Annotated in this window: 22 protein-coding genes; 17 read left to right on the forward strand and 5 right to left on the reverse strand. The window is 42.2% G+C overall.

Annotated elements, in window-relative coordinates; all coding sequences use genetic code 11:
- Positions 1-50 precede the first annotated feature (50 nt).
- Positions 51-284 (forward strand): XRE family transcriptional regulator, encoded by a 234-nt coding sequence (locus ACFQ3J_RS06275; protein WP_251581547.1) that lies wholly within the window; start codon positions 51-53, stop codon positions 282-284.
- A 165-nt stretch (positions 285-449) separates the two neighbouring features.
- On the opposite strand, the gene ACFQ3J_RS06280 is transcribed toward ACFQ3J_RS06275, so the two are convergent.
- Positions 450-860 carry a DUF2000 family protein gene (locus ACFQ3J_RS06280; RefSeq protein ID WP_091156754.1) on the reverse strand — a complete coding sequence of 137 codons (411 nt, stop codon included), beginning with the start codon at positions 858-860 and terminating at the stop codon, positions 450-452.
- A gap of 283 nt (positions 861-1,143) precedes the next feature.
- Here ACFQ3J_RS06280 and ACFQ3J_RS06285 point away from each other — a divergent pair, with 283 nt between their 5' ends.
- The 5 genes from ACFQ3J_RS06285 (at position 1,144) to rarD (ending at position 4,201) form a co-directional block, all read left to right on the forward strand.
- Positions 1,144-1,920: an ABC transporter ATP-binding protein gene (locus tag ACFQ3J_RS06285; RefSeq protein WP_251581549.1), complete on the forward strand. Its 777-nt coding sequence runs from the start codon at positions 1,144-1,146 to the stop codon at positions 1,918-1,920.
- Positions 1,921-2,173: 253 nt separating this feature from the next.
- Positions 2,174-2,476 (forward strand): PadR family transcriptional regulator, encoded by a 303-nt coding sequence (locus tag ACFQ3J_RS06290; RefSeq protein ID WP_285850016.1) that lies wholly within the window; start codon positions 2,174-2,176, stop codon positions 2,474-2,476.
- Between the two features lie 2 nt (positions 2,477-2,478).
- Positions 2,479-2,826, forward strand: a complete 348-nt coding sequence (locus tag ACFQ3J_RS06295) for a DUF1048 domain-containing protein (protein WP_251581553.1) — start codon at positions 2,479-2,481, stop codon at positions 2,824-2,826.
- A 9-nt stretch (positions 2,827-2,835) separates the two neighbouring features.
- Positions 2,836-3,153, forward strand: coding sequence for a DUF1048 domain-containing protein (locus ACFQ3J_RS06300; RefSeq protein WP_091156747.1), 318 nt, complete (start codon positions 2,836-2,838; stop codon positions 3,151-3,153).
- A 169-nt stretch (positions 3,154-3,322) separates the two neighbouring features.
- Positions 3,323-4,201 carry an EamA family transporter RarD gene (gene rarD / locus ACFQ3J_RS06305; protein ID WP_251581554.1) on the forward strand — a complete coding sequence of 293 codons (879 nt, stop codon included), beginning with the start codon at positions 3,323-3,325 and terminating at the stop codon, positions 4,199-4,201.
- Between the two features lie 166 nt (positions 4,202-4,367).
- On the opposite strand, the gene ACFQ3J_RS06310 is transcribed toward rarD, so the two are convergent.
- Complete coding sequence (locus ACFQ3J_RS06310) at positions 4,368-5,258, reverse strand: AraC family transcriptional regulator (protein WP_251581555.1); 891 nt, start codon at positions 5,256-5,258, stop codon at positions 4,368-4,370.
- Positions 5,259-5,424: 166 nt separating this feature from the next.
- Here ACFQ3J_RS06310 and ACFQ3J_RS06315 point away from each other — a divergent pair, with 166 nt between their 5' ends.
- Both ACFQ3J_RS06315 and ACFQ3J_RS06320 read left to right on the forward strand, forming a co-directional pair.
- Positions 5,425-6,576, forward strand: coding sequence for a Gfo/Idh/MocA family protein (locus tag ACFQ3J_RS06315; protein WP_251581556.1), 1,152 nt, complete (start codon positions 5,425-5,427; stop codon positions 6,574-6,576).
- A 470-nt stretch (positions 6,577-7,046) separates the two neighbouring features.
- Positions 7,047-8,249: a glycoside hydrolase family 5 protein gene (locus ACFQ3J_RS06320; RefSeq protein WP_251581557.1), complete on the forward strand. Its 1,203-nt coding sequence runs from the start codon at positions 7,047-7,049 to the stop codon at positions 8,247-8,249.
- A 255-nt stretch (positions 8,250-8,504) separates the two neighbouring features.
- Here the strand turns inward: ACFQ3J_RS06320 and ACFQ3J_RS06325 are convergent, their stop codons facing one another.
- Positions 8,505-10,013: a sensor histidine kinase gene (locus tag ACFQ3J_RS06325; RefSeq protein ID WP_251581558.1), complete on the reverse strand. Its 1,509-nt coding sequence runs from the start codon at positions 10,011-10,013 to the stop codon at positions 8,505-8,507.
- On the reverse strand, positions 10,010-10,696 hold the full coding sequence (locus tag ACFQ3J_RS06330; RefSeq protein WP_091156732.1) for a response regulator transcription factor: 687 nt from the start codon (positions 10,694-10,696) through the stop codon (positions 10,010-10,012). Before ACFQ3J_RS06330 ends, ACFQ3J_RS06325 begins: the two co-directional genes overlap by 4 nt.
- Before the next feature lie 177 nt (positions 10,697-10,873).
- Here ACFQ3J_RS06330 and ACFQ3J_RS06335 point away from each other — a divergent pair, with 177 nt between their 5' ends.
- The 4 genes from ACFQ3J_RS06335 to galU are packed head-to-tail and all read left to right on the forward strand — an operon-like array spanning position 10,874 to position 15,261.
- The gene (locus tag ACFQ3J_RS06335) at positions 10,874-12,976 is read left to right on the forward strand and encodes a glycosyltransferase family 39 protein (RefSeq protein WP_251581559.1); all 2,103 of its coding nucleotides are present in this window, start codon (positions 10,874-10,876) and stop codon (positions 12,974-12,976) included.
- Positions 12,977-12,991: 15 nt separating this feature from the next.
- Positions 12,992-13,972: a glycosyltransferase family 2 protein gene (locus ACFQ3J_RS06340; RefSeq protein WP_251581561.1), complete on the forward strand. Its 981-nt coding sequence runs from the start codon at positions 12,992-12,994 to the stop codon at positions 13,970-13,972.
- A 7-nt stretch (positions 13,973-13,979) separates the two neighbouring features.
- Positions 13,980-14,378, forward strand: coding sequence for a GtrA family protein (locus tag ACFQ3J_RS06345; protein ID WP_251581564.1), 399 nt, complete (start codon positions 13,980-13,982; stop codon positions 14,376-14,378).
- A complete protein-coding gene (gene galU, locus ACFQ3J_RS06350) occupies positions 14,368-15,261 on the forward strand; it encodes a UTP--glucose-1-phosphate uridylyltransferase GalU (protein ID WP_251581566.1) in 894 nt (297 codons plus the stop codon). The genes ACFQ3J_RS06345 and galU overlap by 11 nt, the downstream gene beginning before the upstream one ends.
- A gap of 83 nt (positions 15,262-15,344) precedes the next feature.
- On the opposite strand, the gene ACFQ3J_RS06355 is transcribed toward galU, so the two are convergent.
- The gene (locus tag ACFQ3J_RS06355; RefSeq protein WP_251581568.1) at positions 15,345-16,241 is read right to left on the reverse strand and encodes a helix-turn-helix domain-containing protein; all 897 of its coding nucleotides are present in this window, start codon (positions 16,239-16,241) and stop codon (positions 15,345-15,347) included.
- A gap of 258 nt (positions 16,242-16,499) precedes the next feature.
- On the opposite strand from ACFQ3J_RS06355, the gene ACFQ3J_RS06360 reads away from it, so the two are divergent.
- From ACFQ3J_RS06360 to ACFQ3J_RS06380, 5 genes are all read left to right on the forward strand, one after another.
- Positions 16,500-16,841 carry a carbohydrate ABC transporter permease gene (locus tag ACFQ3J_RS06360; protein WP_211753654.1) on the forward strand — a complete coding sequence of 114 codons (342 nt, stop codon included), beginning with the start codon at positions 16,500-16,502 and terminating at the stop codon, positions 16,839-16,841.
- 228 nt (positions 16,842-17,069) lie between these two features.
- Positions 17,070-18,038 (forward strand): phosphotransferase enzyme family protein, encoded by a 969-nt coding sequence (locus tag ACFQ3J_RS06365; protein WP_091156720.1) that lies wholly within the window; start codon positions 17,070-17,072, stop codon positions 18,036-18,038.
- 174 nt (positions 18,039-18,212) lie between these two features.
- A complete protein-coding gene (locus ACFQ3J_RS06370) occupies positions 18,213-18,755 on the forward strand; it encodes a 2'-5' RNA ligase family protein (protein WP_251581570.1) in 543 nt (180 codons plus the stop codon).
- A gap of 15 nt (positions 18,756-18,770) precedes the next feature.
- Positions 18,771-19,589 carry a pentapeptide repeat-containing protein gene (locus ACFQ3J_RS06375; RefSeq protein ID WP_251581571.1) on the forward strand — a complete coding sequence of 273 codons (819 nt, stop codon included), beginning with the start codon at positions 18,771-18,773 and terminating at the stop codon, positions 19,587-19,589.
- A gap of 97 nt (positions 19,590-19,686) precedes the next feature.
- Positions 19,687-19,872, forward strand: coding sequence for a hypothetical protein (locus ACFQ3J_RS06380; protein ID WP_379292405.1), 186 nt, complete (start codon positions 19,687-19,689; stop codon positions 19,870-19,872).
- Positions 19,873-19,983: the final 111 nt, after the last annotated feature.

Below are 19,983 nucleotides of genomic sequence, written 5' to 3' on the forward strand. Positions count from 1 at the left end.
TCGACAACCCTTAAGATTAAATATTATCTTACGCGGGAGGTCAGCGCTTCTTGAAATATGAACTGGGACGTTGCTTGCTCAATGAACGATTGATAGAATCCGGGAAGTCGGCGGAATGGCTGGCAAAAGAATTGCTTATCAAACCGGAACGAATCTATGACTTTATTGAAAACAAAAGAGTGATGCCACTCAAAATTGCCATATCAATTGCCGATTCCATCGGTTGTGATGTTGGTGCCTTGTATGAATTAATTCCGAACGAATATGAATTAAAGGGAGAATAACGGATTAATTTGGTGAGTGGCATTCCACATTATCAAACAATGATTACTTAAATGACATTTCAGAACTTGTATTACTAAAGAGGGGGCTGCAAAAGCGGTACCTCTGTCTTTTTCGACCATATCTAACTGGAAAAGATACGAAAACTATGTCCATAACTCTAAATATTATTTGAATACACTATATTTTTTCGTAGCGCTGCGGACTAATTCGTCTTCCCCCCAAACAATGACCCCTAAAATTCTTGATTCTTCCGTAGTTAGTGATGAGATTTCCAGAGCATACTGTTCAAACGCGTTATTTAACGATTGCCCCGTCTTTGAAAAAACAACACTTTTAATTTTAGACTCGTCGGAGTTAAGAGATTGTACTAAATTTAAAATTTGACCTTCTCCAGCTTTCAAAATAACAGTGCTGAATTTAATCCCCGCATGCCGAATATTTCCTTTGTCAAGCACAGGATTGTCAGAATAGATATCAGAGTCAATTCGTGATGCTTGTCCCATCAGGATAGCAGAAACATTAGAAGCAGCGCCGATCTCGAGATTTTTTTCTAAGATGATTGCGATTCGATTCATTATGCAGTTTTCACTCCTAAGTATTTTTTGTGAAACAAATCCATGGCATTCGTTATATAGATGGTAATTATCCTATCGTTAGTAATTTTGTTATTCATGTAATTCTACTAGTTTCATCGGGTATTGACAATTCCCTACCAGCTCTGCTAAGATGAGCCACAATAACGAATAATAACTTGGATCATTATGAATCGACTGGTACCACCGGAGATTCGGCTAAGCACCTTTTTTCAAAGGTCAGCCGAGTCTCTTTTTATTTTTCAATAAGAATGGGGGAACCATCATGTCCGAAGCACGTACATCGATTCTCGAAGTGACCGCAGTGAATAAAACCTTTAGGGGAGAGCAGGGCACTAACCACGTTCTAGATGAAATAAATCTTACGGTCAAGGATGGAGACTTCACGACCATTATCGGACCGAGCGGCTGCGGAAAGAGTACGCTGCTCAAAATTGTTGCAGGACTGGATACCCATTATGAGGGAGATGTACTCCTCAAGGGGAAGCGGGTAGATCGTCCGTCTCAGGAAAAAGGCTTTATCTTTCAGGAGCACAGGCTGTTTCCTTGGCTTAGTGTGGAGCAGAACATCGCTGCTGATCTATCACTAAAAGATCCGGAGATTCGAAGCCGAGTCGACGCGCTGATTGAACTGGTTAAATTGGGAGGATTCGAAAAGGCATTTCCAAGAGAGCTGTCGGGTGGGATGTCACAGCGGGTTGCGATTGCACGTGCACTGCTCAGACAGCCGGAGGTAATGCTGCTCGACGAGCCGTTCGGTGCTTTGGATGCTTTTACGAGAGGGCATATGCAGGAGGCGCTGCTCGATATATGGCAGACCAACCAGACGGCGATGGTGCTTGTCACCCATGATATTGATGAAGCTGTGTTCTTGTCCACCCGCGTAGTCGTTATGGACCGCCGTCCAGGCCGAATCAAGGCTATCGTGCCCATTGATCTGCCTTATCCACGGAAACGGACCATCCGTGCCTTTACCGAGCTGCGCACCTTAGTATTGGATGAGCTGGATCATCGTGAGGAGCAGGAAGCATACAGTATTTAGGTTTGCTATAAACTTAATAGCATCTGATGTTTAGCATTAACGATATAGAATCCCCAAGAAATAAAACCAATTCTACCTTCTCAATAATGATACTGTTTTATCGAAGTGCATAGTTGAAAAGATAAATTCAATGTAAGAGCAAACGATATTGACAAACACGCTACTAAGTGTTACTTTATAGCGGTAGTAAGTAATACATTATACCGGTCGCAATGAATAACAAGGAGAGACTGTCTTGTATAACCTAACAGAAATGCTCAAAGGCGTGCTTGAGGGCTGCGTTCTTGAAATAATAAGTCGCGAAGAAACCTACGGCTACGAAATTACTCGGCGATTGAACGCCCTCGGCTTCACCGATGTTGTGGTCGGAACGGTGTATACTATCCTGATCCGACTTGAAAAGAACAAATTGGTGGAGATTACTAAGAAGCCGTCCGACATGGGACCACCACGAAAATTTTACGTGATCAATGACGCGGGGCGTGAGGAATTGCAAAAGTTCTGGGAAAAATGGGAGTTCGTATCTTCAAAAATCAATGAGTTAAAGGAGAATTAATAATGAACTTTTGGGAGAAAATCACTGGCAGCGACATGACTAAAGAAATGAAAGCTTTTGACTCGCGCGCCAAAAAGCTGCCGGCTGATTATCAAGCAGCATGGGATCAAATTAATGCCCATCTCTGGCCGCACTCCGATTTCACGGGTCGTAACCTCATGCCAATCCTTGACGGTGTACTTGGTCTGTTCGAAGAAACAGCGGCGGACGGTCAGAGTGTTCAAGAGGTTTTGGGTGACGATATAAAAGGTTTCTGTTCAGCACTGACCGGCGAAGAAGGGGCAAAATCTTTTCGCGACAAGTGGCGCGAGCAACTCAACAATAATATTGCTAAAAAATTAGGTAAATAGGAGGGTAAAATGAGAATACAAGATATCATCGAAGGCAAAAAGGAGTGGCGAGCGCACGTTGCACGTGTCAAAGCGCTCCCGCAAGATTATCAGATGGTCTATAAAGAAATTCAAAAATATCTCTTTAAGGTTGGTCCTGTTGAGCTAACCGAAGGAACGGATTTACTCTCGGGGATTGTCGATCTTTTTGAAGAAGGTGCGGCCTCGGGCAAAGGTGTGCTCGAAGTAACGGGCAGTGACGTAGCAGCTTTCTGTGACGACCTCATCAAAGGTTCAAAAACATATGCTGATATCTATCAGGAGTCCAATAACCAAAGTACAGAATAATACGGGAAATAAAAGTCAGAGACATGGCAAAAGTGCAAGATATCAATTTCGGAAAAGGGTAAAATCCAAGTGAGTGTCTTGCAAGAGGACCAATTATTTCCTTTACTTGAGCGAGGATTGAGGCGTATAATTCGTTCAGACATCGTAGCGAGAAGAAAGGAAATTAAATATGAACAATGGGTTGGTTAACGCTATTATTGCGTATATCATGTGGGGAGTTCTCCCGCTTTATTGGAAGTTGTTTGACGATGTGCCGGCAGGCGAAATTCTGTCACATCGGGTTGTCTGGTCGTTCGTCTTCATGGGTATTCTTGTTACCGTCCAGCGCCGCTGGGCTGACATGAAGAGAATTGCGGCTAGCCGCTCACTCTTACTGTCGCTCGGCGCAAGCGGGCTACTGATTGCTGTTAACTGGCTCATCTTTATCTGGGCGGTTAACAATGGGCATGTCGTTGAGACAAGCCTTGGTTATTATTTGAATCCGTTACTGAACGTGCTGCTAGCGGTTGTCTTCCTTCGTGAGAAGCCAAACCGAGGCCAATGGCTTGCCATTGCCATCGCTGGCGCTGCTGTGCTCATCATCGCCATCGACTACGGACGGTTCCCGTGGGTCGCGATCTCACTGGCTGTGTCGTTTGGGTTGTACGGCCTCGCGAAGAAGAAAATCGTACAAGACGCTTCTGTAGGTCTGCTGTCAGAGACGGCTGTAGTCCTGCCCTTCGCGCTTGGCTATTGGGTCTATTTGGCCGCTGTAGGAAAGACAACGGCATGGACACTGCCTGCCCCTACGTTCGTTGAACTGCTGCTATCCGGAGTAGTAACGGCGCTGCCGCTGCTCTTTTTTGCCCGGGCAGCTGCCCGGATGGCGTTGTCTACGTTAGGTTTTGTACAATACATCGGACCGACGATTATGCTGTTTCTAAGTGTGTTCGTGTTCAAGGAATCGGTTTCGCCGGTTCTGCTCGTTGGTTTCGCGCTCATCTGGACAGCCCTCGTCGTATACGCTATAGCATCGGTTCGCAGCACGAAACTCGCGAAGGCGAGCTGACAGAGAAACGTTCTGGTACCATCTAAACGGCTATTCCCGCGGCATAGGAAGGGAATGGCCGTTTTTCGTTTGCAACTGCTCCCTATTGTAATTATTCTACTGACTATCACCGCGGACCAAATCAATACAGCGCTGTCTTAATCTAATATCACAAACCTTTACTCGTTTACTGTAAATTGAACGAATGATCGACCCACCGTTTGCGGTATTGAAGAGGCGTGACACCCATGTGTTCTTTAAACAATTTGCAAAAATACGACACATTCGTCAAGCCGATTTCCTCTGCAATTACCATAATCGGTTTGTTCGTCGTCGTTAACAAGTGAACAGACTGATGTATTCTGCGAGCTGCGATATATTGAGAAATACTGACCCCGGTTGCTTCTTTAAATACATGAGAAAGGTGGTAGGAGGATAGGTGCAAGGAATAGGCTAAGTCGTCCAAACGATAAGGAACATGATAGTTCTTTTCAATCCAGCTTAATATTTTTTCCACCTGGTGATTTCTGCGCTTGGCCGGAAGAACCCCCGAATTTCCTTCCCGTTCAACCCATAGGGGATGAAGAAAATGAAAAATATTGACGAGAAACAGTGAAATTTCCTCCGTGCGATTTGATTCATCTAAATAAGGCATACGCGCTTGAAAGGTTTTAAATTGATGAACCAGGATATGCTGCTCGTCAACGTTATACAGGCATGGGAAGAGCAGCTTCCCCAGACAGATATGTTTAAAAAAGGTATGAAGCTTAGGCCATTTTTCGAAATAGGATTCGAACAGCGTTGGTTCAAAAATAGCCAAAGATCTTTCGAAACATTGATCATTGGAATAATCTAATTTTAGATGATGAAGTTGATAAGGCTGAAAAATACAGAGCATGCCTGGTTTAATCTCATAGCTCCGGTTATTTACGATCATTGTTCCGCACCCTTTGTGGATTAAGAGCAATTCGATGCCTAGGTGGGAGTGAAATGTTTCGATATGTTCATTGTTCACACTTTTGCGTTTATACGCGAAATGAAGGGTTTGTTCATTAAAATTATAAAGATCATATCGCATAGTACTTCACCCTCCCGGCATGTTTGTATCCAACGTTACCAATATACCGGACCTGTTATAAAACCGCAATCCAGCGTTATTTAATCCACACTATAGCATCACATTGGAAAGTCTTGTTGAGGTACTATCATGTTGAGAACATCTTTAGGTAAGGGGAGGAGTTATTGTGCAAAAGGTTGCGATCATAGGTGCTGGAGCAATATCCAGAGCTCATATTCATGGTTTTTTACAGTTCAAGGATCGCTGTCAGATTGTAGCCCTATGTGATATGTATCCCGACAAGGCTGAAGCAAAGAAAAACGAATATGGACTTGATGCTAAAATTGTTAGCGATTACAAAGAGCTGCTTTATGAGGGAATCGATCTCGTCTCCATCTGTTTACCTCCATATGAGCATGCACCGATAGCGATAGATTTTCTGAACGCGGGATGTCATGTATTGGTAGAAAAGCCCATGGCATCATCGTTGGAGGAATGCGACCTCATGATAGAAGCAGCTCAGAACAGCGGCAAAGTACTGTCGGTTGTGGCTCAGAACCGATTCACAAATCCGATTATGAAGCTAAAAAAGATGCTGGACACCGGACTTGCGGGACCGATCTTGCATGCCCAGGTAGATTCCTTCTGGTGGCGCGGCCATTGCTACTATGATCTCTGGTGGCGTGGTACCTGGGAGAAGGAAGGGGGCGGCTGCACGCTGAACCATGCGGTTCATCACATCGACGCATTGGTTTGGATGATGGGTCGACCGAGCCAGGTTCAAGCGTTCATGAGCAATGTTGCACATGACAATGCCGAGGTTGAAGATTTATCCATTGCGATGCTTCGTTTTCCGAATGGTACACTGGGGCAGATCACAAGTTCGGTTGTGCATCATGGTGAAGAACAACAGTTTATTTTCCAGGGACGGCATGCTCGAATTTCGGCTCCTTGGAAAATTTCCGCTTCGTCGTCGAAAACGAACGGTTTTCCTGAAAAAAATGTTGTACTGGAAGAACAGCTGCAGCAAGCGTATGACAGCCTGCCAAATCTGCGGTATGAGGGACATATTGCTCAAATCGACAATGTCCTGTATGCCATTGAGTCGGGCGAGCCTCCATTGATTGATGGAGTTAGCGGACGTGCCACTTTGGAAATGATAATGGCCATCTATAAAGCAGCCAGCACGGGAGAGAGTGTCAGTCTTCCGCTGGCTGCTGGGGATCCATTCTATACACAAGCAGGCGTTAAACAGAATGCCATTCATTTCTATGAGAAAAGCGCCCATATTGATAATTTCACTGATCAACAGATTACGGTCGGACCTTCATTGGAATAGCGTAAACCTAGCCCAGAAAGAAGCATTGATTATTCAATAGTAGATTGCTCTACAGTTGCACAAGCATATATTCCCATTGAAAGTCGCTAATTTAGCGGCTTTTTTATTTCATCGTGCAGGAGTTCTATTGTTATCGTGCTGTCGGAAGGTGCTCCTCGGAGTATCTTATATCTCTGCCGCACAGTTTGTTGTATCCAGACATTATGTTCGACAATCATCGACACAGACTTGGCTCTGTCGGCGGGTTGAGAGGTTAAATATACGAAAATATTAAGTAACAAACTATCAAAATACTAAAAATTATTTACCTTTATTTTCCATAAATATGTTATTCTGTTGGTGTTAGACCAGTATTGTGTTTGATCGATAGAGAAAGGAAAGGAGGGGCGAATTCTCGAATCAATCAATCTATATAGGAGAGTAGCTGTACTGCTGATTAAGACAAAAATAAGATAAGCGGAGGTTTGGTTATGCTCACACAAATGAAGAAATTTGGCGTTCTCAGCTTAGCTCTTGTATTGCTGGCGACTGTTGTCCTTACAGGGTGGAACACCCGCGTATCAGCAGCTAATTTCAGATCATTGTCGGCTTCTCAAATAGTGCCGGAGATGGGTGCAGGATGGAATTTGGGTAATCAGCTGGAAGCATCGGTGAATGGTACACCGAATGAGACGGCCTGGGGCAATCCAGTCATTACCCCGCAGCTGATTCAAAAGGTAAAGGCTGCCGGCTTCAAAACAATTCGAATTCCCGTATCCTATTTGAATCATATTGGAAGCGCTCCCAATTATACTATTGATTCTGCATGGCTGAATCGAATTCAAACAGTGGTTGACTATGCTTACAATGAAGGGCTTTATGTCATTATTAATATTCACGGTGATGGATACAATTCCGTGCCCGGTGGATGGTTACTGGTGAATGGAAGCAATCAAAATGCCATTAAGGAAAAATACCAGAAGGTGTGGCAGCAGATTGCTACCAAGTTCAGCAACTATAATGAACGTCTAATTTTCGAATCGATGAACGAGGTGTTTGATGGAACCTACGGCAATCCGAATTCGGCATATTACGCTAATCTGAATGCCTACAATCAAATCTTCGTGGATACGGTCCGTAAGACCGGAGGCAATAACAATGCCAGATGGCTGCTCATTCCAGGCTGGAATACCAATATTGATTACACGGTAGGTAATTACGGCTTCGTTCTTCCAACGGATAACTTCAGATCCTCAGCTATTCCTAGCTCGGAGAAGAGAATCATGATCTCGGCACACTATTACTCTCCATGGGATTTTGCAGGTGAGGAATCGGGTACCATTACACAGTGGGGAGCAACAGCAACCAATCCTTCCAAGAAGTCTACTTGGGGACAAGAAGACTATCTGGAATCGCAAATTAAATCCATGCACGATAAGTTTGTAACCCAAGGTTATCCGGTGGTCATTGGTGAATTCGGCTCAATCGATAAAACAGCGTATGATTCAAGTAATAATGTATATCGTCAAGCTTTTGCCAAAGCTGTAACGGCAACCGCCAAGAAATACAAATCAGTTCCGGTTTATTGGGACAATGGTCATAACGGTCAGCATGGTTTCGCTTTGTTTAACCGTTCGAACAACACAGTTACCCAACAAGGCATCATTAATGCCATCATGCAAGGTATGCAATAAACAAACCTTGCGCCTAAAACGTATAAACGGCGTGTTCCCGTAGAAGGGGACACGCCGTTTTGATGCGAACGAATGGTACACCAGAAACATACGTTAATTTTTCTGATGGAATAGGTAACCAACACCAGTTGTATGTCTAAATCAAAACACAAGCGACAGAGAATGTAAAACTGGAATTTGAGTGGTGAAATTCGCTGATTCTTAGAACTCTTCTATTGAAGCGATATGTTATTAAAACCGTAATAAAGAGATCAACTAATTCATTGGGATGTAGACACTAAATGTGGCACCTTCCCCTAAGCGACTATTCACTATCACTGTCCCACCATGAGCATGAACGATGGTTTGAGTAATAGAAAGACCTAGACCGGCTCCACCATGCTGTCTTGTTCGAGAACTGTCAACTCGATAAAAGCGATCAAATACATATGGAAGGCTCTCGGCTCCTATTCCTGGACCGTTATCCTGAATCGACAACACAAATTGCCTGTCAGTGACCATCAAAGCCATTGTTATTTTTCCTTTTACCGGATCTGTATGCTGAACCGCATTCTGAAACAAATTTAAGATCACTTGTTTTATTTTATCGGCATCATATTCACCCTCTATGCCTTCTGTGAGGTCATAAATGATCTCCCGTTCTCCTCCTAGAACGCGAAGTTGTGATTTCATTTCCCGAACAAGATTGGTGATATTGGTTTTTGATAAATGGAGCCCGGGCTCACGGTCTATCTTAGCCAGGAATAAGAGATCTTCTACCAGCTTGATAATTCGCTTGGATTCACCATGCATACTATTTAATGCATTATAGAGCTGCTCAGGGCGTTCAGCCGCACCACGCAGCAACACTTCCAGAAAACCATGAATCGACGTCAGTGGGGTTCGCAATTCATGAGAAGCGTCTGCGATAAATCTCCCCATTTGCTCTTTCGTTTTCTTTTCATGTTCAAAGGAGGTTTCCAATCTCTTCAGCATCTCATTAAAGGTATTCGACAAGCGATCGATTTCCTCTTGACCTTGTCGTGTAGGTAAATGCTGTTGTAAATTTCCTGCGTTTGTATTTTCAACAGCGTCCACAATGTTAGAAAGAGGTACAAGCGTTTTTCTTAGAACTGTTAAATAAAGCGCCAGACCAGCAAACAATGCAAAGACGGAAAGGCTGATGAAGGTGAGCAGCTGCTGAAACAGAACATCACGTAAAGTGCCAGTTTCGGTTCCTACTTGAAGAAAATATAAAGGACGGTCAATTGTACTATTAGGTATTCCGCCAATGGGTCTGAATACTAATAATTGCTCTTCTCCGTTTTCATCATGTGCGATTCTATAATCCATTTGTTGTGGATTCATTAAATCTGACATAGTGCTCGTATACTCTTCAAGTGACAATTGGGGGGAGGATAAACCGGTATTGCCAGTAAGATCTTCAAAGGCGCCATTCTGTCCGATAACGGCGACCGAAATATCTTGTAAGAACAAAAATCTGGAACGAACAGGTGCAGGAACCTCTTCCTCTAATCCTCGAAATGGAGGAACGATCATCAACAATTCTGATTCTGACCACAGCTCGTGAGGCAAGGACATCATTTTTGTTCGTAAAGACTCGGCTTCATTGTTATATAAAAAGTCTTTCATTACCCAATATTGCAGCAAACCGATGATGACAAGAATGAACGATAGAATAAATAATGTTCGAATGAGGAGTTGATTACGTAAGGATTGGGGAGAAAACACTCTTTGTATAAAGGAAGTAATCGTCTTCATCATGGAAGATCCACGCGATAACCCGCTCCCCTAATCGTACGAATGAGTCGATGCTCCTTGTCTTTCAATTTATCTCGAATAGAACGGATGTAAACTTCGACAATGTTCTGTTCTCCTTGAAAATCGTAGCCCCATACCTTCTCTAGTATCCTTCCTTTGCTCATTACGATGCCGTTATTAATGACTATGAATATAAGAACCTCGTATTCTGTGGGGGAGAGCTCTAATACGTTGTTGTTATAAACGATCTCTCTTCTCCGTTCATCAATCTTAAAAGGACCGTACACAACTTCTCCTAATAAACTTGGAAATTGATTACGTAGACGGGCGTGGATACGAGCCAACAGTTCCTCGAAACTGAAAGGCTTTATTACATAGTCATCTGCACCTAATGTAAGCCCTTTGACCCGGTCATCTACTTCATCCTTTGCCGTGAGCATGATGACAGAAATGTTAGTTCTATTCTTTTTGATCATACGGCATACTTCAAACCCGTCGATACCAGGCATCATGACATCAATGATAGCAACATGGGGTTCAAATTCTTCGACTTGGTTGATGGCGTTTATTCCATCTGCAGCTGTTCTAACCTCATAGCCCTCGCTTGTTAATCCGAGTTCCAAAAATTGTAATATATGTGGTTCGTCATCTACAAGCAATATTTTTATTCCTCTAAGAGAATTCAATTCTTATACCCCCTGAGTTGTACATGCTCCTATTATCAATGATGATCTTAAGTAATTTCAACTCATACTTTCATATTCAGGAAACTTTCAGCTTACCTTCAAGTCCGCTTCAGTTAGAAGATTCATAATACGACTTGTTAAATAAAAACCACATGTAAAATTAAGGAGTTGTATTCTATGATTTCACGATTCAGGACCCGATTGGATATACCTCTACTAGTAATCGCCATATTGGCTATCGTATTAAACTGCTTCAATATCTGGAACGATCAATACGCCAATACTTATTACACCACTGCAGTAGCAAGTATGTTGGAAAATTTACATAATTTCTTTTATGCCTCTCTTGATTCAGCAGGCTCTGTAACCGTAGATAAACCACCTGTCACATTTTGGATTCAAACTATAAGTGCCTGGATATTTGGATTACACGGCTGGAGCGTCATTCTTCCACAGGCATTGGCTGGGGTTGGGTCGGTGCTATTGATTTATTTTCTAATTAAACCGTCATTCGGTTCAGCTGCTGCAAGGATTGGAGCATTAGTTCTGGCGTGCACACCTATAGCAGCTGCTGTGAGCCGGACAAATAATATTGATAGTATGCTTGTGTTTACACTATTGTTGGCTACCTGGTTGTTGTTTAAGAGTGTTCAACGTACTAACATAGGCAGTCTCCTGGGAGCCTTCATGCTGATAGGTTTGGCCTTCAATATGAAGATGCTGCAAGCTTATATGGTGCTTCCTGCATTTTATCTATTCTATTGGTTGGCCGGCAATTTAAATTGGAAGGAAAAAATGAATTATCTTTCCATAGCAACAGTGAGCATGCTCGTCATCTCCCTCTCCTGGGCAGTCATTGTGGATTTAACTCCCGCAGACGAACGTCCTTATGTTGGCAGTAGTGAAACGAACTCCGTTCTGGAATTAGCATTTGGTTACAATGGTCTGACACGTTTGACCGGAAATCAAGGAGGCCAAGGAGGACCTTCGAGATCGGATAGACCTGACAATCAGCAGCAACCACCTCAATTCAACACCTCGGCTGGATTCAATGGAGACGCTGATACCGAAAATCTTTCTCCAAACCGTAATGATACTAATCAAGGAGTGCAGCCTGGCAGTTCAGCTGAAGGATTTCCAGCAGGTGATATTAGAGGTATGGGCGGTATGGCTGGCGGAAGTTTCGGTACGGGTGAACAAGGTCCCCTCCGTTTATTTCAATCAGGCTTATCTGGACAGGCCAGCTGGCTGCTCCCATTTGTAGGATTCGCTGTCGTATGCTTACTCGTCGGTTTACGGAGAAACCGTATCACAATGAAGCATAAAGAAACAATATTTTGGCTTGCGTGGTTAATCCCGGCAATGGTTTTCTTCAGTATTGCAGGATTCTTCCATCATTATTATCTCATTATGCTTGCTCCGCCAATTGCAGCTCTGTTTGGCGCTGGATGGATACAGCTCTTCAAAGACTACAGAAATCATGCAGGTTGGAAAGGGTGGTTATTACCGATTGCTGTAATATTAACTGCCGGTTTTCAATGGTATATCATCCATCCCTACAATGATGTAATTGGGCCTGCATGGTCTATAGGGATTGTTTTATCAGGAGTCATTTTCACTGCTGCTCTCATCATTTATAAGTTACGCAGAGTAGAATTCAATCATATCGCAAGCATTTTAGGATTATTTGTACTTTTGATTGGACCGCTGTATTGGGCTTTCACACCCATTGCGTATGGTGGAAACAGTATGCTGCCGCAGGCAGGTCCGGGAGGTAGCGGGAATATGAATAATTTTGCAATGTCTCCACCTGATGATAACCCGGATGTTCCCTCAGCTGAGGGTCGAACGATTGTAATGCCGAGAAATATGCAAGGAGGAATGGGTAATGAAGCGAGTCTTGATAGTAAAACGCTGGCATATCTGAAGGAAAACAATACGGGTGAGCCATATTTGTTTGCCACAACAAGCTATCAAACCGCCGCTCCTTATATGATAGATGAAAAAGAATCGGTGATCATCATGGGGGGATTCTCCGGTTCTGATCCCGTGTACACGATTGACGAATTAGAAAATTTGATTTCAACCGGGAAAGTTAAATACTTCCTTATTTCAGGAGACGGCATGAGAGGTGGAAGTTCCGAACTGACACAATGGATTCAGGAAAACGGAGAGGAAATACCTTCAGAAGAATGGCAGACGATGCAGAATACTGACGAACAAACGTTTAATATGGGTGGTTTCGGACGATCAAATACTTTATATAAAGTGACCCTGTGATAAGGAGGAAGGTAAATGACGAACAATGTCCGCTATTCAATCGTAGTTCCCATGTATAACGAGGAAGCTGTTATTGAAGAAACTTACCGGAGACTGAAGAAGGTCATGAAGGAAGTCAATGATACCTATGAGTTACTGTTTATCAATGATGGAAGTCAGGACAAATGTTTAGATATTATAAGAAACATTGCCAAATGGGATAAAACAGTGAAGCTTATTGACTTTTCCCGGAATTTTGGTCATCAGATAGCTATTACAGCAGGAATGGATTACGCGGTAGGAGATGCGGTGATTATCATTGACGCGGATTTACAGGACCCGCCTGAATTAATTCTTGAAATGATAGGAAAGTGGAATGAAGGCTACGAGGTAGTTTATGCAAAAAGAGTGAAACGTAAAGGGGAAACATGGTTCAAAAAGATGTCGGCAAGCCTGTTTTATCGAGTCCTGCGGGCATCCGCAGATATCAATATACCATTAGATACGGGAGATTTTCGTTTAATGGATCGGAAAGTGTGCTTGGAAATGAAAAGGATTCCTGAGAATAACCGTTTTGTCAGAGGCTTAGTAAGCTGGGTGGGATTCCGGCAAACGGCTGTGGAATATGTGCGGGATGAAAGGACGGCAGGAGAAACGAAGTATCCACTCAAGCGTATGATCAAGCTCTCTTTGGACGGAATTCTATCTTTCTCGTATAAGCCTTTGAAGCTGGCCATATATTCCGGATTAACCTTGTCCGGAACAGGCTTCCTGTACTTACTATACGTCATTTACCTTGCTTTATTTACCGACGCAACGATGCAAGGCTGGCCATCCATGATTAGCATTACACTGATCTTTAATGGCTTTATACTGCTTATGCTTGGCATAGTTGGAGAATATGTGGGGCGAATTTACGATGAAACCAAAGGGAGACCTTTATACATCGTACGAGAATTTTATTCGGGGCAGAACAACGAAAAGCCCGCTAACCATCCTGCGTCAGTATATGAATAAGACTTCGATGCAAGCCCTGAAATTCTTGATGGTAGGTGTATTAAATACGAGTATCGATCTTGCGATTTTTTTCGTGCTCTCGATCGCCGGTCTCCCGATTTTACTGGCACAGTGCTTATCTTATAGTTGCGGCTTAGTGAACAGCTATTTAATAAATCGAAAATGGACGTTTCAGCGCGCAGAAAAGCAGAGCATGCAGGAGCTGCTTAAATTTATAGGCCTCAATATACTGACACTTGGTGTAGTATCTTTATTACTTCTTGAACTGCAGTCTCTTGGGAATCAATCCTTGACCATTTCTAAAGTGATTGCAACCACAGCTGGTATCCTGATCAATTATTTAGGAAGCAGGTATTGGGTATTCCGTGTTTCCCAAGCTAAAGGAGGTAAATCCCATGAAAGTTAAAAAAGCAATAATACCAGCAGCAGGATTAGGTACCCGGTTTCTGCCAGCAACAAAAGCACAGCCGAAAGAAATGCTGCCGATTGTTGATAAACCTGCTATTCAATATATCGTTGAAGAGGCGGTGCAGTCTGGCATTGAGAGCATTATCATTGTAACGGGGAGAAATAAAAAATCGATCGAAGATCACTTTGACCGTTCAATTGAGCTGGAGCAAATGCTGTCTATAACAAATAAAACGGAACTTCTGGAGAAGGTCCGCTCCATTAATAATTTGGCTTCTATTCATTATATTCGGCAAAAAGAGCCGCTTGGTCTGGGACATGCGATCTTATGTGCCAAGCAATTCATAGGAGATGATCCGTTCGCTGTACTTCTAGGTGATGACATCTTCGTATCAGACCCACCTGCGATAGAACAGTTGATACAGACATATGAGGAGTATGACAAGCAGGTAATTGGAGTCAAACCCGTCTCGAAAAATCATGTAAATAAATATGGTATTGTACAGACAACCAGTAAAAAAGGAAGTATTCATGAAGTTAACGGACTCGTGGAGAAGCCATCTATTGAAGAAGCTCCATCCAATATCGCTATCATGGGGAGATATGTATTAAAACCGACTATATTCCCAATTATAGAAAAGCTGCAGAAAGGAGCAGGAGGGGAATATCAATTAACGGACGCACTACATCAAGTAAGCAGAGCAGAAGGCCTGCTCGCATTAGAATTGACAGGCAGCAGATATGATATTGGAGACAAGTTTGGTTACTTGCAAGCCATATTAGAGATAGGGCTGCAGAGCGAAGAGCTTGCTCCCGTATTGTACCCATATTTATTGGAATTGGTAGAGCGGACCACAGAACCCAAGATCAGCAAGTTGTAATCCATCTCAATAGCTTAGTTGTACAATAAGATTAGTACAAAACAAGGCAGCCCGTTACATTAATGGCCTGCCTTATCTTATTATTAGTATTGTAATTCAAGCGGAGTCAAGTACATATGATTATTGCTTTCCTGTCGCCTGAATGCTCCGGGAGTCTGACCGGTCCATTTGGAGAATTGCCTAATAAAGCTTTGAACGTTGCCGAATCCGATACGATATGCAATTTGTTCAATCGTTTCTTCACTGCTCATAAGTAATTGCATGGCCTCTTGCTGTCTCAAAATAGAAAGATACTCCCTAGGAGACATGGCAAAGGCTTCTTTGAACACTCGGCTGCAGTGCCTTCTGCTATGTCCTAGCTTGAAGGAAATATCCTCAAACCAATTGGTGTTCAGATCGGCCTCTGTGTTGATAGCATTTACCAACAATTCATCAATCTTTCTGGCGATCTTATAAGACAATTCAGTACCCAACAACAGTGCAGAAGCCTTCTCATCGCAGAATCTTTCAATATGAACTGAGATATTCAGGATAGTTTGGAAGATGGATACATAAGAAGCGTTATTCTCAAGTTTGCTCATTAAATCATAAATCAGAGGCTTCAATTGAACAGTTAATTCCATATTTCTCTGATGAATAAACAAGGGAGCAATGTTAGCTATTTTCTGCAAGAAATCTGCATCAATTATTTTAATGTGAGAAACAAAATACTTTACATATTGAGCTTTCTCTGCTTTGCACTGATGGACTGTCATTGGTGGAATTAATACCAGTTCTCCGGCATGTTGTTCATAGGAGAAGTCGTTAAACATCACAACCTGTGAACCCACAAGCACCATGTTTAGCTCAAACATCATATGATGCAAATGTTTTTGACATATCGTTCTTGCATTATTAAATCCTGACATATGTGCGCCATGTAAGTAGATTTCCATGCGTCTATCTTCAAATATGAGATGATGAGGTTTCGTTTTCTCCATATTCATTCCTCCCAAACGTAATACTCTGCAGTAATAAGGCCGAAAATTCATGTCCCAGTTTGTTCATTAATAATGCCTTGGAAGTCCTTGTTGGTTATCCATATACTTATTCGATAGCTATATAATAAATCTAAATATATTGTCCATATCTCATATACAAGAAGGAGCCAGCAACTATGGACTTATTAGATTATAGCCGCTTCACTTCGCATATGAAAGCGTTCTATTTTAATATCTTGACGAGGAGTGGATAAGAACATGAGAAGTAATACGACTGATAGGACCAAACACTTCTACCTCTTCATTTCACCGTGGTTGTTTGGATTCTTGGCTTTTACCGCCGGACCGATGATTTACTCCTTGTACATGTCTTTCACAGATTGGAAGCTATTTGGAGGCTCTGACTGGATCGGAATGGAGAATTATCGTTTGTTAACTCAGGATTTTATCTTTTGGAAATCTCTCTGGAATTCGTTCTATTACACTTTTGTTGGAGTGCCTTTGGGACTCGTGGTGGGCTATATGCTTGCTGTCCTGCTAAACACCAAAGTGAAATTTATGGGAGCTTTTCGTACATTATTTTATTTGCCTTCAAGTTAGTTCAGTATTAGAAGCTTCTATGTCTGAAAAGGAGAAAAAAATATTCGATTATTTAATTCTTAAACTGGATGATTATCTATATTTCATTTAACAGACTGGGTTGCTCTATAGAGCGGCCCTTTTTCGCTTCTCTTCACTTCCATCTATGCTAAAATAAGGAATGTAATATCGGACGTTTTAGGTAACGGAAGTGTATCATGATAGGAACACAAAAGGAGCTTTATGGAGATGACCAATGAGCAAATAAAGCATCTGCTAAATGCATACGAGATGGATCGGCCGGAGCCGACCTTTTTGCGGCATAACGAGAATAGGACTTACCGGGTGCAGGATAGCGACGGCAACCGGTATCTACTTCGTATCCATGAACCTTTTGTGCAGGAGATGAAGGGATTACAGCATACTGAAGCAGGTATTTTGGCAGAACTGGATATGTTGGAGCAATGGGGGCACTGGAGCCAGGATGAAGTGCAGATGCCAGTACGGAACAAGAGCGGTCAACTTGTCACGACTCTTGAAATAGATGGACACAGACAGAATGCATCGCTCCTTACTTGGATGGAAGGACGTGATCTGAGCAAGGAAGATACCCAAGATGCAGAAGTTGCTAAGAAATTGGGCACGCACTTGTCGGAACTCCATTCCTTTTTTAGGAAGTACAATCCATCCGGCATGGAATCACGTCCAAGCCAGGGGAAAGTTTATAACGAACGAATGGCGCAGGTGATATATTCAGGCATATCTCAAGGTCTGTTTAAGCCTGCCGATGCGGCAATCATTGAGGACACGTTGCGATTGGTAAACTCTCGTTTATCGGATGAAGGTGGGAATGACGGACCAGACCTTATTCACGGCGATATATGCTTGGGGAATGTGATCTTAACGGTGAACGGTGATGTACGTTTTATCGACTTTGGCTTCTATGGGAAGGGTTACGCACAAATAGACACGGCTATGAATGCGATGATGTTGCCTGCAAAACGACGGGATGCTTTCCTTGAAGCATATTATGGTGGACGCTGCTCAGAAAATGAGTTGTTGCAGTTGGAAGGTTTTATGCTCGCAGCGATCATCGGTTTCTATGTTTTTCAGTACGGGAACGTGAAGATGCATGATTGGATGCGTGAGCGAATGCCGATATTGTGTGCGGAACGCTGCCAACCTTTTTTGCAAGGAGAACGGATTTTTTATCAATAAATACTACCTCAGATTTCGATGTCATTGATTTAAGGAGGCTAAGGTAAGGAAGCATTTTTTAATAACATTATACTGCCTTACTCATTAAGCTAGCGGGCATATAATCGAAGAAATATAAAGATAAGAGCAAGTGGGCTATGATTCATATATTTTTCTAAAGGATGTGTCTCTACAATGAGATATTTTATTGGAATTACCCCTCCAGATGATTATAAAGAAAAAATAATGACATTTCGTGATCGTTGGTCCAGTAATCGTCTTAACGATGTAGTGGAGCCTCACATCACTGTAAAAGCGCAAGGTGGCCTTACAGCAGATCTACATTGGTTAGAAAGAGTAAGACAAACATGTTCTTTAATGCAAAGTTTTCAACTATCATTATCAGATCCAGGATCGTTTGGAAGTTATGTTACATTTCTTAGTGTTGATACGAGTGATGTAACCGAATTACATAGAAGATTGGTAAAAGCGGCTTCTCCATCACAAGAACTTATAGATCGTTATTTTGAAATGGATAAATATCATCCCCATTTGACCTTAGGACAAACCTATTGGGGTATGAACGAGACGGAGATTCAAGAGATGAAGCGGTTAGCAATTAATGACTTAGCTCCTTATCCAACCTTTGATGTAAATTATGTACGCGTATATAAAGAAGTTGAACCAAACAAATATCAGCCGTTTGTAGATATTCAATTGGGGAGTACTAATAATTAATGGGAAGTGTTTAATTTGAATAGCAGACTACAATCAGATTGTGAAAACTGTTTTGGGATATGTTGCGTGGCTTTACCGTATGCACAATCAGCCGATTTTTCTTTTGATAAAGAAGGGGGAGTCCCCTGTCGTAACTTGTATTCAGATCATCGCTGCAGCATACATGAGCATCTAAGAGAAAAGGGGTTTAAAGGGTGTGTTTCCTATGAATGCTTTGGAGCAGGACAACATGTTTCACAGGAAATTTTTAAAGGCAATGATTGGAGAGCGAATACAGAGTTATCCAAGCCAATGTTTGACGTGTTTCCTATAGTTCAACAACTACATGAAATGCTTTATTACCTAAATCAAGCTATAGTTCTGGAAGACGCTCAAACCATACATCATGAATTGCAAATTGTTTTTGATCAAATTTTAGCTCTAACCTATCTTAATCCAGAGGAAATTTTGAAATTAGATATACCTTTACATAGAAAAAATGTGAATGATTTACTATTGATAACAAGTGAATTAACTCGTAAAGATTTCATTCATCGTAATAAAAAACGTAAAGTGCGGACGGGTCTGGATTATTTGGGTGCAAATTTGAAAGGTGTTGACTTAAGAGGTGCAAATCTGAGAGGAGCATTATTGATAGCATCTAATTTGAGGAACGCTGATTTAAGAAAAGCAGATTTTATTGGCGCAGACTTAAGGGACGCTGACTTATCAGGTGCGAATCTTACGGGATGTATTTTCCTTACTCAAGCACAAGTCAATTCGGCTATAGGTAATCAACACACTATATTACCTCATTATTTAAAATTTCCTGCTCATTGGTTAATAGAATCGTAGTTTGCTATGAATAGTCAAATCAGAATATATAGTCCATTAAGTACAGAGAATTGTCAATTGTTCGCCTACTCTGAATCTTGTAATCTTGAGCTATGGCATGAATGCTTCGTATATCCGCATTCAGTCATCGACCAGATTAAAATCCGAAGAAAATTCAGGAATAAGCTTTGGAGTAGCTAGGATTGAGGGAGGTTACCAGAAGCTGCCGATGATTTCCAATAGGGTGATGGATCTGGATCCAGACCATCAAGGCGCATTGATCCACTGGGAGGAGAAAATATGAAACCGCTTACATTGAAGCTTAAGTCTGATGTGAAGACGATTCATTCGGGCAAGCTGGGAGATTGCTAGGGAACCAACCCAAAGGGTGAAAGCTGGAAGCCTTTGGAGCGGG

The sequence above is a fragment of the Paenibacillus provencensis genome, from assembly GCF_042678545.1.
GTDB classification, from domain to species: Bacteria; Bacillota; Bacilli; order Paenibacillales; family Paenibacillaceae; genus Paenibacillus; species Paenibacillus provencensis.

Excerpts from the sequence above, each read along its gene's own strand:
- ACFQ3J_RS06280 (WP_091156754.1), bottom strand. The coding sequence starts at position 860 with ATGAATCGAATCGCAATCATCTTAGAAAAAAATCTCGAGATCGGCGCT.
- ACFQ3J_RS06365 (WP_091156720.1), top strand. The coding sequence starts at position 17,070 with ATGACCAATGAGCAAATAAAGCATCTGCTAAATGCATACGAGATGGAT.
- ACFQ3J_RS06355 (WP_251581568.1), bottom strand. The coding sequence starts at position 16,241 with ATGGAGAAAACGAAACCTCATCATCTCATATTTGAAGATAGACGCATG.
- ACFQ3J_RS06340 (WP_251581561.1), top strand. The coding sequence starts at position 12,992 with ATGACGAACAATGTCCGCTATTCAATCGTAGTTCCCATGTATAACGAG.
- ACFQ3J_RS06345 (WP_251581564.1), top strand. The coding sequence starts at position 13,980 with ATGCAAGCCCTGAAATTCTTGATGGTAGGTGTATTAAATACGAGTATC.
- ACFQ3J_RS06310 (WP_251581555.1), bottom strand. The coding sequence starts at position 5,258 with ATGCGATATGATCTTTATAATTTTAATGAACAAACCCTTCATTTCGCG.
- rarD (WP_251581554.1), top strand. The coding sequence starts at position 3,323 with ATGAACAATGGGTTGGTTAACGCTATTATTGCGTATATCATGTGGGGA.
- ACFQ3J_RS06300 (WP_091156747.1), top strand. The coding sequence starts at position 2,836 with ATGAGAATACAAGATATCATCGAAGGCAAAAAGGAGTGGCGAGCGCAC.
- ACFQ3J_RS06320 (WP_251581557.1), top strand. The coding sequence starts at position 7,047 with ATGCTCACACAAATGAAGAAATTTGGCGTTCTCAGCTTAGCTCTTGTA.
- ACFQ3J_RS06370 (WP_251581570.1), top strand. The coding sequence starts at position 18,213 with ATGAGATATTTTATTGGAATTACCCCTCCAGATGATTATAAAGAAAAA.
- galU (WP_251581566.1), top strand. The coding sequence starts at position 14,368 with ATGAAAGTTAAAAAAGCAATAATACCAGCAGCAGGATTAGGTACCCGG.
- ACFQ3J_RS06295 (WP_251581553.1), top strand. The coding sequence starts at position 2,479 with ATGAACTTTTGGGAGAAAATCACTGGCAGCGACATGACTAAAGAAATG.
- ACFQ3J_RS06360 (WP_211753654.1), top strand. The coding sequence starts at position 16,500 with ATGAGAAGTAATACGACTGATAGGACCAAACACTTCTACCTCTTCATT.
- ACFQ3J_RS06290 (WP_285850016.1), top strand. The coding sequence starts at position 2,174 with ATGCTCAAAGGCGTGCTTGAGGGCTGCGTTCTTGAAATAATAAGTCGC.
- ACFQ3J_RS06325 (WP_251581558.1), bottom strand. The coding sequence starts at position 10,013 with ATGATGAAGACGATTACTTCCTTTATACAAAGAGTGTTTTCTCCCCAA.
- ACFQ3J_RS06380 (WP_379292405.1), top strand. The coding sequence starts at position 19,687 with ATGAATGCTTCGTATATCCGCATTCAGTCATCGACCAGATTAAAATCC.
- ACFQ3J_RS06335 (WP_251581559.1), top strand. The coding sequence starts at position 10,874 with ATGATTTCACGATTCAGGACCCGATTGGATATACCTCTACTAGTAATC.
- ACFQ3J_RS06285 (WP_251581549.1), top strand. The coding sequence starts at position 1,144 with ATGTCCGAAGCACGTACATCGATTCTCGAAGTGACCGCAGTGAATAAA.